This window comes from Streptomyces sp., assembly GCF_036566765.1.
Classification (GTDB): domain Bacteria; phylum Actinomycetota; class Actinomycetes; order Streptomycetales; family Streptomycetaceae; genus Streptomyces.
In genome coordinates, this window is the sequence record NZ_DATCVQ010000400.1 from 1 (window position 1) to 12,177 (window position 12,177).

15 protein-coding genes are annotated in these 12,177 nt (G+C 73.6%); 2 read left to right on the plus strand and 13 right to left on the minus strand.

Translation table 11 applies throughout. From position 1 onward, the window contains the following. The first annotated feature begins 290 nt into the window (after positions 1-290). Positions 291-1,481, plus strand: a complete 1,191-nt coding sequence (locus tag VIU94_RS23430; protein ID WP_331913849.1) for a class I SAM-dependent methyltransferase — start codon at positions 291-293, stop codon at positions 1,479-1,481. 161 nt (positions 1,482-1,642) lie between these two features. Here the strand turns inward: VIU94_RS23430 and VIU94_RS23435 are convergent, their stop codons facing one another. The 8 genes from VIU94_RS23435 to tsaB all read right to left on the minus strand — a co-directional run bounded on the left by VIU94_RS23435 (position 1,643) and on the right by tsaB (position 7,497). Beyond that, a complete protein-coding gene (locus VIU94_RS23435; protein ID WP_331913837.1) occupies positions 1,643-2,269 on the minus strand; it encodes a hypothetical protein in 627 nt (208 codons plus the stop codon). Positions 2,270-2,279: 10 nt separating this feature from the next. Further along, complete coding sequence (locus tag VIU94_RS23440) at positions 2,280-3,494, minus strand: RNA polymerase sigma factor (protein WP_331913850.1); 1,215 nt, start codon at positions 3,492-3,494, stop codon at positions 2,280-2,282. Between the two features lie 83 nt (positions 3,495-3,577). After that, on the minus strand, positions 3,578-3,934 hold the full coding sequence (locus VIU94_RS23445; RefSeq protein WP_331913838.1) for a YciI family protein: 357 nt from the start codon (positions 3,932-3,934) through the stop codon (positions 3,578-3,580). 98 nt (positions 3,935-4,032) lie between these two features. Beyond that, positions 4,033-4,836, minus strand: a complete 804-nt coding sequence (locus VIU94_RS23450; RefSeq protein WP_414720992.1) for a polysaccharide deacetylase family protein — start codon at positions 4,834-4,836, stop codon at positions 4,033-4,035. Positions 4,837-4,947: 111 nt separating this feature from the next. Then, on the minus strand, positions 4,948-5,220 hold the full coding sequence (locus tag VIU94_RS23455) for a hypothetical protein (RefSeq protein WP_331913840.1): 273 nt from the start codon (positions 5,218-5,220) through the stop codon (positions 4,948-4,950). Beyond that, a complete protein-coding gene (tsaD, locus tag VIU94_RS23460) occupies positions 5,217-6,350 on the minus strand; it encodes a tRNA (adenosine(37)-N6)-threonylcarbamoyltransferase complex transferase subunit TsaD (RefSeq protein ID WP_331913841.1) in 1,134 nt (377 codons plus the stop codon). The genes VIU94_RS23455 and tsaD overlap by 4 nt, the downstream gene beginning before the upstream one ends. 2 nt (positions 6,351-6,352) lie before the next feature. Continuing rightward, on the minus strand, positions 6,353-6,808 hold the full coding sequence (rimI, locus tag VIU94_RS23465; RefSeq protein ID WP_331913851.1) for a ribosomal protein S18-alanine N-acetyltransferase: 456 nt from the start codon (positions 6,806-6,808) through the stop codon (positions 6,353-6,355). 35 nt (positions 6,809-6,843) lie between these two features. Continuing rightward, the gene (gene tsaB / locus VIU94_RS23470) at positions 6,844-7,497 is read right to left on the minus strand and encodes a tRNA (adenosine(37)-N6)-threonylcarbamoyltransferase complex dimerization subunit type 1 TsaB (protein WP_331913842.1); all 654 of its coding nucleotides are present in this window, start codon (positions 7,495-7,497) and stop codon (positions 6,844-6,846) included. Positions 7,498-7,599: 102 nt separating this feature from the next. Here tsaB and VIU94_RS23475 point away from each other — a divergent pair, with 102 nt between their 5' ends. After that, positions 7,600-8,169: a hypothetical protein gene (locus VIU94_RS23475; RefSeq protein ID WP_331913843.1), complete on the plus strand. Its 570-nt coding sequence runs from the start codon at positions 7,600-7,602 to the stop codon at positions 8,167-8,169. A gap of 92 nt (positions 8,170-8,261) precedes the next feature. Here VIU94_RS23475 and VIU94_RS23480 read toward each other — a convergent pair whose 3' ends face one another. From VIU94_RS23480 to VIU94_RS23500, 5 genes are all read right to left on the minus strand, one after another. Continuing rightward, positions 8,262-8,447 (minus strand): hypothetical protein, encoded by a 186-nt coding sequence (locus VIU94_RS23480; RefSeq protein WP_331913844.1) that lies wholly within the window; start codon positions 8,445-8,447, stop codon positions 8,262-8,264. Positions 8,448-8,588: 141 nt separating this feature from the next. Next, complete coding sequence (gene tsaE / locus VIU94_RS23485) at positions 8,589-9,089, minus strand: tRNA (adenosine(37)-N6)-threonylcarbamoyltransferase complex ATPase subunit type 1 TsaE (protein ID WP_331913845.1); 501 nt, start codon at positions 9,087-9,089, stop codon at positions 8,589-8,591. Continuing rightward, entirely contained in the window at positions 9,061-10,272 is a 1,212-nt protein-coding gene (locus VIU94_RS23490; RefSeq protein WP_331913846.1) for an alpha/beta fold hydrolase, read from the minus strand. Before VIU94_RS23490 ends, tsaE begins: the two co-directional genes overlap by 29 nt. A gap of 9 nt (positions 10,273-10,281) precedes the next feature. Further along, the gene (gene alr, locus VIU94_RS23495; protein WP_331913847.1) at positions 10,282-11,451 is read right to left on the minus strand and encodes an alanine racemase; all 1,170 of its coding nucleotides are present in this window, start codon (positions 11,449-11,451) and stop codon (positions 10,282-10,284) included. A 94-nt stretch (positions 11,452-11,545) separates the two neighbouring features. Beyond that, positions 11,546-12,177 (minus strand): ADP-dependent NAD(P)H-hydrate dehydratase (locus tag VIU94_RS23500; protein WP_331913848.1); only part of this gene is annotated, 632 nt, incomplete at its 5' end.

The window sequence follows — 12,177 nt, forward strand, 5'->3', positions numbered from 1 at the left end:
GCTTGCCATGGGCCGGCTCGGCCGGGCGCTTCGCCACGGGCCCGGCGGCGCCGGAGGAGGACGGGCCGGAGCAGGCGGAGGCGAGGGCTCCGGCGAGTACGGCGGCGAGCGCGATCCGCGCCCGCGCGGCGCCGGTACGCACCCACACGCCGGCGGTCACACCCGAACCCTTCATCCTGGTTTCTTCCTTTTGTCGTACTGGCTGCATGGGGCCGCATCCTGTCAGCGCACAGCCGCTCCCCCGCGTCGACACCGCCACCCGGCGTGCGCGGTCCCCCGGCTGGCCCACAATGGGGCAGGTGACCGATCTCGCCGCCTTCCACTCCCTGCTCACCCCCGAGGGCCAGGACCTGCTCGCCGCCCTGCGCGACTACGACCCGGCCCAGGAGCTCGCGGTCGCCTCCCGGTTGCGCCGCGAGCACCCGGCGGAGCTGGTCACGGCGGCGCTCGCCCAGGCCCGGCTGCGGCAGCGCGCGGTGGCGAAGTTCGGCGCGGAGGACGCGTACCGGATGTACTTCACGCCCAACGGCGTGGAGCAGTCGACGCGGGCGACGGTGGGCGCGTACCGGGCGGACAGGATGCGCGCGCTCGGCGTGCGGAGCGTCGCGGACCTCTGCTCCGGGATCGGCGGCGACGCGATCGCGCTGGCCCGCGCCGGGATCGCGGTGCTCGCGGTGGACCGCGACCCGCTGACCGCCGAGGCGGCCCGGGCGAACGCCGCCGCGCTCGGCCTCGCGGAGCTGATCGAGGTGCGCTGCGCGGACGTCACGGAGATCGACGCCAGCCCGTACGACGCGGTGTTCGTCGACCCGGCGCGGCGCGGCGGCCGGGGCCGGATCTTCGATCCGGAGGCGTACTCGCCGCCGCTGTCCTGGGCGATCGAGGCGGCCCGCCGGGCCCCGCACGCGGCGCTGAAGATCGCCCCGGGGGTGCCGCACGAGGCGGTGCCGGCGGAGGCCGAGGCGGAGTGGATCTCGGACGGCGGCGACGTGAAGGAGGCGGTGCTGTGGTTCGGGACCGCGCCCGGCGCGCGCCGGGCGACACTGCTGCCGTCGGGCGCCTCGCTGACCGGCCGCGGACTGCCCGACCCGCAGGTCCGGAAGGTCGGCCGCTACCTGTACGAGCCGGACGGCGCGGTCATCCGCGCGCATCTGGTGGCCGAGGCGGCCGCGGACCTCGACGGCGGCCTGGTCGACGAGACCATCGCGTACATCACCGCCGACGAGCTGCGCCCCACCCCGTACGCCGCCGCGTACGAGATCACCGACGAACTGCCCTTCAACCTGAAGAAGTTGAAGGCCCTGCTGCGCGAGCGCGAGGTCGGCGTCCTCACGGTGAAGAAGCGCGGCTCGGCGGTGGAGCCGGAGGAGCTGCGCCGGAAGATGAAGCTCAAGGGGAAGAACGCCACGACGGTCTTCCTGACCCGCGTCGCCGGCGCGCCGACGATGCTCCTGGGCCACCCGGCGAAGGCGTCCGGCTAGGGCCTGTCCGGCGGATCAGGGTCGGATAGGTCGCGGCGTCTGGTGCGGTGCATCGCAAGGCGCCGGAGCGCCTCGATAGCGGAGCTATTGGGGCGTTTCGGCAACGCGGCGAGGCGCCGTGCCAGACGCCGCGACCCCGGCCATGATCCGCCGGACAGGCCCTAGCTCCCGAGGCGGACCGCGAGGCGGTAGTGGGCGTACGCCTTGGTCAGTCCGATCAGGCCGTGCACCCACAGCACCAGCGCCACGCCCATGAAGTACGCGACCGTGCCGTACCCGCCCCGGGTCGGGCCGACGAACATGTTCGGCACCGCGAAGGCCACCCACAGGCCCAGCGCGCACAGGGCGAAGGACAGCAGCGCCCAGACGACGCTGAGCACCGGCTCGCGCACCCGCGCGTCGCGCACCGGGTCCCGGTTCAGCGCGGCCCACTGCGCGAGGCGTTCGCGGCAGCGCCGGTCCGTGCGGACGCCTCGTACGACCCCCCACACGGACGGGATCAGCACGGCGACGCCGACCGCCGCCGAGACGACGGCGAAGACCATGGCCAGTGGGTCGAAGATCGCCGTCTGGTCGAACGTCTCGATGAGCCCGCCGCCCATGAATCCCCAGCCGAGCTGCACGGCGAGCATGAGCAGCAGGAAGAACAGCAGCCGCCTGCCGCCCAGCTGACGCTCCGTCAACTGGGCCATGGCGTACGCGCGATCGGCGAGCAGGGCCTCCTGGTCGGGCCAGGAGCGGAGTTCGGCGGGCGGCGGAGGGGGCGGCAGCGGGGTACGACGAGCCATGGCCACGACATTACAAGCCGTCCGGAGCGCCTCCGTCCCCCGCCTCCGCCGCCTTGGCCCGCAACAGCGCCCGCTCCCGTTCGTTCCGGGTCAGCGACGCGGCCCGCTCGAACGCGGCCCGCGCTTCCTCCCCGCGACCGAGCCGGGCCAGCAGATCGCCGCGCACGCTCGGCAGCAAGTGGTAGTCCTCCAGACCGGGTTCGGCGGCCGCCAGCCGGTCGACCATGTCCAGCGCGGGCCCCGGGCCGTACGCCATCGACACGGCGACCGCCCGGTTCAGCTCGACCACCGGGGACGGCGCGGCCGCGGCCAGCCGCTCGTAGAGCGCGGCGATCGTCCGCCAGTCGGTGTCCTCGTAGCGGACCGCCCGCGCGTGGCAGGCGGCGATCGCGGCCTGGAGCGCGTACGGCCCGGTGCCCGCCTTCTCCAGCGCCGCGAAGCCGCGCCGGATCAGCAGCCGGTTCCACCGCCGCCGGTTCTGGTCGGCGAGCAGCACCGGCTCCCCGTCGGGCCCGGTCCGCGCCGCGGTCCGGGACGCCTGGATCTCCAGGAGCGCGGCGAGCCCGTGCACCTCCCCCTCCTTCGGCACCAGCCCCTGCAGCACCCGGACCAGGCGCAGCGCGTCCTCGCACAGCCCCGGCCGGAGCAGGTCGTCGCCGGCGGTGGCCGCGTACCCCTCGTTGAAGATCAGGTAGATGACTTCGAGCACCGAGCCGAGCCGGGCCGCGCGCTCCTGTCCGTACGGCGTCTCGAACTCCACCCCGGCCTTCGCCAGGGTCCGCTTCGCCCGCACGATGCGCTGGGCCACGGTCGGCTCGGGTACGAGGAAGGCGCGGGCGATCTCGTCGGTGCGCAGCCCGCCGACCAGCCGCAGCGTCAGCGCGGTGCGCGCCTCGGCGGACAGCACCGGGTGGCAGGCGGTGAAGATCAGCCGCAGCAGGTCGTCGTCGATGTCCCCCGGCCCGGACGGCTCGGGGTCGTACGTCTCCTCGGCAAGCTCGCGGCCCACCTCCGCGAGCTTGCGGGCGTACGTCTCACGGCGTCGTACGAGGTCGACGGCGCGGTGCTTGGCGGTGGCCGTCAGCCAGGCGCCCGGACGCTCCGGGACGCCCGTCCGCGGCCACTGCTCCAGCGCGGTGACGAGTGCGTCCTGCGCGATCTCCTCGGCGATGCCGACGTCGCGGACGATCCGCGCCACGGTGGCGATGATCCGGGCGGACTCCATCCGGAAGACGGTCTCCACGGTCGCGGCCGGGCTCTGTGCTGTCACGGCTCACCATGAGAGCACAGAGCCCGCGCCCGCGGGCGTCACATCTCTTCGATCTCCCGGACCTCGACCGTGACGTCCCAGTACGGCGGGTGGACCTCCAGGAAGCGCTTGGCCCACTCCATCGCCTCGGCCTTGTCCTTGCACTGGGTGATCGAGTAGCCCCCGACGACCTCCTTGGTCTCGGTGAACGGCCCGTCGGTGTAGCTGATGCTTCCACCGGACCAGTGGATCCGGGTGGAGTCGGCGGTCGGCTTGAGCCCGGCGGTCTCCAGCATCACCCCGGCCTTGGTGATCTCCTCGAAGAGCGCGCCCATGCGCGCGTCGAAGCCCTCGTCGGCGTCCTCCAGCTGGAAGGCGCCCTCCTGGATGCGGACCAGCGTCAGATAGCGCGGCATGGTGTTCTCCTCGGTGTGACGAGCGGGGCTGTTCCCCGCCTCTCACTCTTACGTCGATCGGGCGCGGCCCGCATCGACACACCGGAAGAACTGATTTCTCAGACGTAGTCCTCCAGGCGGGCCACCGTGAAGCCCTGCTCCTGGATGTGGCGCAGCATGTTCGCCGTCATCTCGGTCATCGTGGTGCCCTTGAGCTCCGCCGGGCCGCGGAAGTGGGCCAGGATGATGTCGCCGGGGTGCAGCTTCTTGTCGCCGCGCTGGTACTGCATGTTCTTGATCTGCATCGACTCGCGCCACAGGACGATCGCGTCGACGTCGCATGTCCCCGCCGCCGCCCGGGTGGCCTCGTTCCAGTTGCCGTACGGCGGGCGGAAGAGCCGCGGGGGCGTGCCGTATCGCTTCGCCAGCTTCGTCTGCTGGCCGCAGATCTCCCGGCGCTGGGCGTCCGGGCCGAGGGTGCGCAGGTTGGGGTGGGTGAGCGTGTGGTTGGCGACGCCGTTGCCGAGCGCGGCCAGCGGCTCGAAGTACGCGTAGTCGGTGCGTATCGCCGAGTCGGTGAGGAACATCGTCACCGGGACCTTGAGGTCCTTCATCATCCGGACGAACTCCGGGTCCTTCTCCGCGCCGTCGTCGATCGTGATGAAGACGATCTTCTCGTCGGTGGGGATGTCGCTGATGACCGGGACGGGCCCGCCCGGCTGCCGCTTCACCGGCTTGGTCTTCGGCGGGGCGGGCGGGGCGGCGAAAGGCTTGAGGCCCCACTTCCGGTACGCGGCGGCCGCCTCGGCCGCCGCGTCGGGAGCCGCCGAGGGCTTCGCGTCGGCCGGCGGCTCGGCGGGCTTCGAGGACCCGGACGCCCGCGGCGGGGCGTCCGCGTCCGCCGGCTGGGAGCACCCGGTCATGAGCAGCGCGGCGACGGTCAGCGCCGCCCACACCACGATTTTCCTGTCCACCCGATCCCCCGCACCCGAACACGCGACCTACGTCGATGTGTTTGATGCGGAAACGGGCTCTCAGGTTGCGTCGGCGTCCGTGCCCAGCGACTCGAAGCGCCAGCGGTGCACCGGACGCGTGATCAGGTCCGGGGCCGGTTCCGGCAGCTCGGGCAGCTCCGCGTCGACCGCGTCCGCCTCCCACCACGTCATGACGAGCACCCGGTCCTGCGGCGCGCGGAAGGTCTCGCGGCGCAGTGCCTCGTACGGCAGGACCTGCGCCCGCGCCCACTCCAGCAGTTCGGCGCCGCGGCCCTGGACCGCGCGCGCCTCCCACATCAGGGTGACCCTCATGAGTAGAGGTTCTTCCCGCTGATCTCGTGCACATGGTCGTGGGAGTGCCCACCGTGGTCGTGGGAGTGCCCACCGTGGTCGTGGTTCCCCGGCACATGCGGCTCCGTCACCGGCAGCGAGGAGTCCGCGGACAGCTCCAGGTCCGAGGCCGGCCGGTTGCGGGCCACCATCTCCGCGCCCAGCGCCGCCACCATCGCGCCGTTGTCCGTGCACAGCCCCGGCCGCGGCACCCGCAGCCGGATCCCGGCCCGCTCGCACCGCTCCTGGGCCAGCGCCCGCAGCCGCGAGTTGGCCGCGACCCCGCCGCCGATCATCAGGTGGTCGACGCCCTCGTCCTTGCAGGCCCGCACGGCCTTGCGGGTCAGCACGTCGACGACGGCCTCCTGGAAGGACGCCGCCACGTCCCGTACCGGCACCTCCTCGCCGGCCGCCCGCTTGGCCTCGATCCAGCGGGCCACGGCGGTCTTGAGACCGGAGAAGGAGAAGTCGTACGCCGGGTCCTTCGAGCCGGTCAGACCGCGCGGGAAGGCGATCGCGTTCGGGTCGCCCTCCCTGGCCAGCCGGTCGATGACCGGGCCGCCGGGGAAGCCCAGGTCCAGGACCCGGGCGATCTTGTCGAAGGCCTCGCCGGCCGCGTCGTCGATCGTCGCGCCCATCGGCCGGACGTCGGCGGTGATGTCCGGTGCGAGCAGCAGCGAGGAGTGGCCGCCGGAGACCAGCAGCGCCATCGTCGGCTCGGGCAGCGGCCCGTGCTCCAGCTGGTCGACGCAGATGTGCGAGGCCAGGTGGTTGACGCCGTACAGCGGCTTGCCGAGCGCGTACGCGTACGCCTTGGCCGCCGAGACGCCGACGAGCAGCGCGCCCGCGAGCCCGGGGCCTGCCGTGACCGCGATGCCGTCGAGGTCCTTCGCGGTGATCCCGGCCGTCTTCAGGGCGCGTTCGATCGTGGGGACCATGGCCTCCAGATGCGCGCGCGAGGCGATCTCCGGCACCACGCCGCCGAACCGGGCGTGGGTGTCGACGCTCGACGCGACGGCGTCGGCGAGCAGCGTGGTGCCCCGGACGATGCCGACCCCGGTCTCGTCGCAGGAGGTCTCGATGCCGAGTACGAGAGGTTCGTCAGCAGTCATGGTCAGGTCTCAGTTCCTTGAACGGTCAGTCGCATCACGAGGGCGTCGACGTTGCCCGGCTGGTAGTAGCCGCGCCGGAGGCCGATGGGCTCGAAGCCGAAGCGCTCGTACAACTTCTGGGCGCGGGTGTTCTCCACCCGCACCTCCAGCAGCACCTCCTCGCACTCGAAGGCGGTGGCGTGCTGGAGCAGGTCGGTCAGGAGCCGGGCGCCCAGGCCCGTGCCCCACTGGTCGCGGGCGGCGGCGATGGTCTGCACGTCGCCGAGCCCGCCGGCCGCCGCGAGCCCGGCGTAGCCGACCAGTCGGCCGTTCCGGTCCTCCGCGACGACGTAGCGGCGGGTGGCCTGCGGGCCGCGGGCGTGCGCGAGTTCGGACCAGAACATGGCGGGGGACCAGGCGTCCTCCGGGAACAGGTCGTGCTCCAGGATCAGCACGGGCTCGATGTCCCACCAGCGCATCTCGCGCAGGACGACGTCGGACGAGTGGCCGCCGGTCACTTGGGCGTGACCACCTTGTAGTTCTTCGGCACCTGCGCGTCCGGCCGGCGCAGGTAGAGCGGCAGCGGATCGAGGAACTCGCCGCCCTCGGCGAGGACCTCCGCCGCGCGGGCCGCGAGCGCGGCCGCGGACTGGTGCTCGGGGCCGCGGGCGTCGGGGAACGCCTCGGGGTAGAGCAGCGCGCCCGCGCCGACCACCGGGAGCCCGGCGATCTGCTCCGCGATGTCGGCGGGCCGGTCGACCGACGGCTCGGTCGTACGGGTGCGGAAGTCGTCGTACCGCGCCCAGTAGACCTCCTTGCGGCGCGCGTCCGTCGCCACGACGAAGGGCTCCGTGAGGCCGGAGGCGTAGGCGAGTCCGTCCAGGGTGCACAGGCCGTGCACCGGGACGCCGAGCGCCGAGGCGAAGGTCGCAGCGGTGACCAGGCCGACGCGCAGACCCGTGTACGGCCCGGGCCCGACGCCGACGACGACGCCGGTGACGTCGGCGAGCGTGCGGCCGGCCTCCTTCAGGGCCTCGTCGACGGCGGGCAGCAACAGCTCCCCGTGGCGCCGCGCGTCCACCCGACTCGACTCGGCGACGACGGAGTCGCCGTCGTGGAGAGCGGCGGTGACGGCGGGGGTGGCGGTATCAAGGGCGAGCAAGAGCACGCGAACAGCCTACGGCTCCGGCGGCCGGGGCACGGCGTCCCGTCCCGTCCCCGCCCTGCTGCTAACGTCACCACGGGTACATACGTCTGAGAGGTGGGCAGCGTGGCAGGTCGCAGCTCGGGATTCGTGGCCGGGCTGACCGCGGCCGCACTCGCCGTGGTCGGATTCCTCGCCTACCAGGCGTCGGCGAACGCCCCCGCGGACCTCTCGGCGCGGCCCAAGTCCCCCGGCCCGGCCGCCTCCGCCCCCGTCTCCGCGCCGACCGGCCCCGCGCAGAAGCCCAAGGACCCGCTCAAGATCCCGGCCGACTCGGGCAAGGGCCCGCGGGTCGTGTACGCGCTCGGCGAGAAGCGGGTGTGGCTGGTGGACGCCAAGGGCCAGGCCACCAGCACCTTCTCGGTCATGCCCAGCACGGTCTCCCCGGCCCCCGGCACGTACCGCGTGACCTCGCGCTCGGGCACCGTGCGCGGCTCGGACGGGGTGCAGATCGAGCACGTGGTCCGGTTCACCAACGTCGACGACGTCGCGGTCGGCTTCAGCGCCGCGGTGGACGGCACGCTGCCGTCGCCGGACCCGGCTCGCCGGACGGGCGGCATCCGCATGAAGAAGGCGGACGGGAACGCGATGTGGCTGTTCGCCACGGTCGGTTCGAAGATCGTCGTCGTCGCTTAGGGCGACGCGGAGGAGTCGCCCAGGACTCAGTCCTCCGGCAGAACTCCGTCCCCCGTACGAGGGACCCCGTAGGGACCCCGTAGGGACCGCCGTCAGGCGGCGTCCTGGCGCAGCTCGGGCTGCTCGGTCACGTCCTCACGTTCGCGCTCCGCGTCCCGTACGACGTCCGGGGTCGACACCGCGTCGGCCGCGGCGCAGGACGCCAGCAGGTCGCGCATGGTCACCACGCCGCCGCCCCGGTGTGCCGCCGCACGGGTCTCGCGCTCTGGCGTCGACATGAGGACCTCCCGTAGGTTAGGTACACCTAACCAGCTCTTAATCTCCATGTGACCACGCCTTGTACGACCGGCGCAACATCTTCCCGACACCTTGTCGGAAGCTACGTAGGGAACTTCGTACGGACGGCGTACCGGCCCCGCTCAGCCCAGCGCGAGGTCCTCGTCCGCCCAGCGCGCGCCCACGCCCCGCAGGACCACGGTGCGCCGGTCGTCGTCCGTGTCGCCGACCACCCGGTGGATGAGCAGGTGCAGCCGGTCGTCCGTCAGGTCCTCGACCTTGCCGTCGCCCCACTCCACGACGACCACCGAGTCGGGCAGCGAGACGTCGAGGTCCAGGTCCTCCATCTCGTCCAGGCCGCCGCCGAGCCGGTACGCGTCGACGTGCACGAGCGCCGGGCCGCCGGTGAGGGAGGGGTGGACGCGGGCGATGACGAAGGTGGGCGAGGTGACCGCGCCGCGCACGCCCAGGCCCTCGCCGAGGCCGCGGGTCAGGGTCGTCTTCCCGGCGCCGAGCTCCCCGGTGAGCATCACCAGGTCACCGGGGCGCAGCAGTTTCGCGAGACGCCGCCCGATCTCCTGCATCTGCTCGGGGGAGTCGACGGCGAGGGTGGCCTCAGCGGCCGGAATCTGCGGTGCTTCCATGCAGGCCAACGTTAGCCGCTGCCGGGACGGCGCCGACGCGTGCCAGCAGGTCCGCGAGGCGGTCGGTGACCGCCTCCGGGTGCTCCAGCATCACCAGGTGGCCGGCGTCGGGCACGATGACCAGCTCGGCGTCCGGCAGCAGACCGGCGATGGCCTCGGTGTGCGTACAGGGCGTGACGAGGTCGTTGTCGCCGGCCAGCGCGAGCGCCGGCACCTCGGCGAAGACCGGCAGCGCGGCCGCCTTGTCGTGCTCGGCGAACGCCGGGTAGAACTCCGCGACCACGTCGATGGGCGTCGACTCGATCATCCGCTCGGCGAACCGGGCGACGGCCGGGTCCACGTCCCGCGAGGAGAACGAGTACTTCTTGATCAGCCCGGCGAACAGGTCGGCGGTCGCCCGCCGGCCCCGCTCGACCAGCTCCGTCTGCGAGCCGAGCGCCTTGAGCACCCCCGGCAGGACCCGGCGCACCGCGTTCACCCCGGCGCTCGGCAGCCCGTACGTGACCTCCGCGAGCCGGCCGCAGGAGGTGCCGACGAAGGCGACGCCGACGACCCGCTCGCGGATCAGCTCCGGGTACTGGTCGGCCAGGGCCATGATCGTCATGCCGCCCATCGAGTGCCCGACCAGGACCAGCGGGCCCTCGGGGGCGGCCGCGTCGAGGACGGCCTTCAGGTCGCGGCCGAGCTGATCGATGGAGACCGGCACGCCGTCCGGGCCGGTCTGGGCGACGCCGCGGTCGGAGCGGCCGTGGCTGCGCTGGTCCCAGTGGACGGTGCGGACCAGGCCGCGCAGGGCGGCGCGCTGGAAGTGCCAGGAGTCCTGGGTGAGGCAGTAGCCGTGGCTGAAGACGACGGTGACGGGGGCGGGGGTGCGGCGGCCGAAGAGCCGGCGGCGGCGCCGGTCCGTCGCGTCGCCGTCGACCTCGTCGACCTCGTAGTACAGCGCGGTGGCGTCGTCCGCGACGGCCCGGCCGGGCGCGCCGCGCAGGGAGCCGTACGGGCCGGAGGCGTCGAGGGCGAGCCGGGCCTTCTTGCGCATGCCGCGGCCGACGGTGAGCCGTTCGACGGCGACACCGGCCGCGGCGCCGGCGGCGAGCACGCCTATCGCGGCGCCGGCGAGGCCCGCGCGACGCCACGCGCCGGTGGCGGCGGTGACGATCTCCCCCGTGCTGCTCTCGCTCACAACGCTCCCCTAGTGGTGGCTCTCGTCCGAGTTCTCATTCAGATAGACGCGCGGGACGCGGGCGCCGATGCGCGTGACGATCTCGTAAGCGATGGTGTCGGCGGCGTCGGCCCAGTCCTGGGCGGTGGGCTCGCCGCGGTCGCCGGGGCCGAAGAGCAGGGCCTCGGCGCCGGGGGCGATCTCGTCCCCGCCGAGGTCGACGACGAACTGGTCCATGGCGACCCGGCCGGCGACGGTACGGACCTTGCCGCCGACGAGGACGGGGCCGCGGCCGGAGGCGTGCCGGGGGATGCCGTCGGCGTAGCCGAGGGGGACGAGGCCGAGGGTGGTCTCGTGCGCGGTGACGTAGTGGTGCCCGTACGAGACGCCGTGCCCGGCGGGGGCCTGCTTGACGAGGGCGATGCCGGCGGCGAGGGACATGACGGGGCGCAGGCCGAAGTCGGCGGGGGCGCCGAGTTCGGGGCTCGGGGAGACGCCGTACATCGCGATGCCCGGACGGACGAGGTCGAAGTGGGTCTCGGGGAGGGTGAGGGTGGCCGGGGAGTTGGCGATGTGGCGGACCTCGGGGGTGACGCCGGCCTTCTCGGCGTGCTCCAGCATGGTGCGGAAGAGGTCGAGCTGGGCGGCGATGGAGGGGTGACCGGGCTCGTCGGCGCAGGCGAAGTGCGACCAGAGCCCGGTGACGCGGAGCAGCCCGTCCTCCTGGGCGCGCAGGGCCTCGCCGACGAGCTGGGGCCAGTCGGCGGGCTGGCAGCCGTTGCGGCCGAGGCCGGTGTCGGCCTTGAGCTGCACGCGAGCGGGGCGGCCGAGGCGGCGGGCGGCGTCGACGACCTCGTCGAGGGCCCACATCGCGCTGACGGTCATGTCGAGGTCGGCCTCGATCCCCTGATCCCAAGGATCGCCGGGCGTCCACAACCAGCACAGGATCCGGGCGTCCGAAATCCCCGCGGCACGCAGCGCGAGCGCCTCGTGCGGGGTGGCGGTCCCGAGCCAGCCGGCCCCCGCCTCCAGGGCGGCCCGTGCGCAGGGCACCGCCCCGTGCCCGTACGCGTCCGCCTTCACCACGGCCATCATCTGCGTACCCGGCGAAATCCGGGCACGCAGCGAACGGACGTTGGCACGCAACGCGCCGAGATCGATCTCGGCACGTGCTCTACGGGGCAGCGGCATCTGACTCATCGCCCCCAGTCTCTCAGGTGTCCCGCCCGGGTCGTCCGACCCTGGCTGTAGCCCAGATCACCTTGGGGGCACAGGCCCGGTGGGTGAAAGCCGCCTACCCCGCCACGTCCGCCCACGCCCTGGGGATCGCGGCCGCCACGTCCTGGGCCGACAGGGGGGCGCCGGTCGACGCGAGGCGGGCGGCCAGGCCGTGGAGGTAGGCGGCGGCCGAGGCTGCGTCCGCTGGGAAGAGGCCCGCTGCCAGGAGGGAGCCGGTCAGGCCGGAGAGGACGTCGCCGCTGCCTGCCGTGGCCAGCCAGGGGGTGCCTGTGGGGTTCACCCGGACTGGGGAACCCGCCGCGTCCGCCACCAGCGTGGTCGAGCCTTTCAGCAGGACCGTCGCGCCGAAGCGCGCCGCCAGCTCCCGTACCGCCGTCAGGCGCGACGCCTCGACCTCCTCGCGGGCGACGCCGAGCAGCGCCGCCGCCTCCCCGGCGTGGGGTGTCAGCAGGGTCGGGGCCGGCCGGGCCCGTACCGCCTGCGGCGACAGGTCCCGCAGGCCGTCCGCGTCCACCAGGACCGGGACGTCCGAGGCCAGGACCTCCGCGGCCCCCGGGCTGTCGCCCAGCCCCGGGCCCACCACCCACGCCTGCACCCGCCCCGCCCTCCCCGGCGGCCCCGCGTGCACCAGCGTCTCCGGGAAGCGGGCGATCACCGCGTCCGCCGCCGGGCCCACGTACCGCACCG

Coding starts and splice junctions, on each gene's coding strand:
- VIU94_RS23430 (WP_331913849.1), top strand. CDS start 291: ATGGGGCAGGTGACCGATCTCGCCGCCTTCCACTCCCTGCTCACCCCC.
- VIU94_RS23435 (WP_331913837.1), bottom strand. CDS start 2,269: ATGGCTCGTCGTACCCCGCTGCCGCCCCCTCCGCCGCCCGCCGAACTC.
- VIU94_RS23440 (WP_331913850.1), bottom strand. CDS start 3,494: ATGGAGTCCGCCCGGATCATCGCCACCGTGGCGCGGATCGTCCGCGAC.
- VIU94_RS23445 (WP_331913838.1), bottom strand. CDS start 3,934: ATGCCGCGCTATCTGACGCTGGTCCGCATCCAGGAGGGCGCCTTCCAG.
- VIU94_RS23450 (WP_414720992.1), bottom strand. CDS start 4,836: ATGACCGGGTGCTCCCAGCCGGCGGACGCGGACGCCCCGCCGCGGGCG.
- VIU94_RS23455 (WP_331913840.1), bottom strand. CDS start 5,220: ATGAGGGTCACCCTGATGTGGGAGGCGCGCGCGGTCCAGGGCCGCGGC.
- tsaD (WP_331913841.1), bottom strand. CDS start 6,350: ATGACTGCTGACGAACCTCTCGTACTCGGCATCGAGACCTCCTGCGAC.
- rimI (WP_331913851.1), bottom strand. CDS start 6,808: ATGCGCTGGTGGGACATCGAGCCCGTGCTGATCCTGGAGCACGACCTG.
- VIU94_RS23480 (WP_331913844.1), bottom strand. CDS start 8,447: ATGTCGACGCCAGAGCGCGAGACCCGTGCGGCGGCACACCGGGGCGGC.
- tsaE (WP_331913845.1), bottom strand. CDS start 9,089: ATGGAAGCACCGCAGATTCCGGCCGCTGAGGCCACCCTCGCCGTCGAC.
- alr (WP_331913847.1), bottom strand. CDS start 11,451: ATGAGTCAGATGCCGCTGCCCCGTAGAGCACGTGCCGAGATCGATCTC.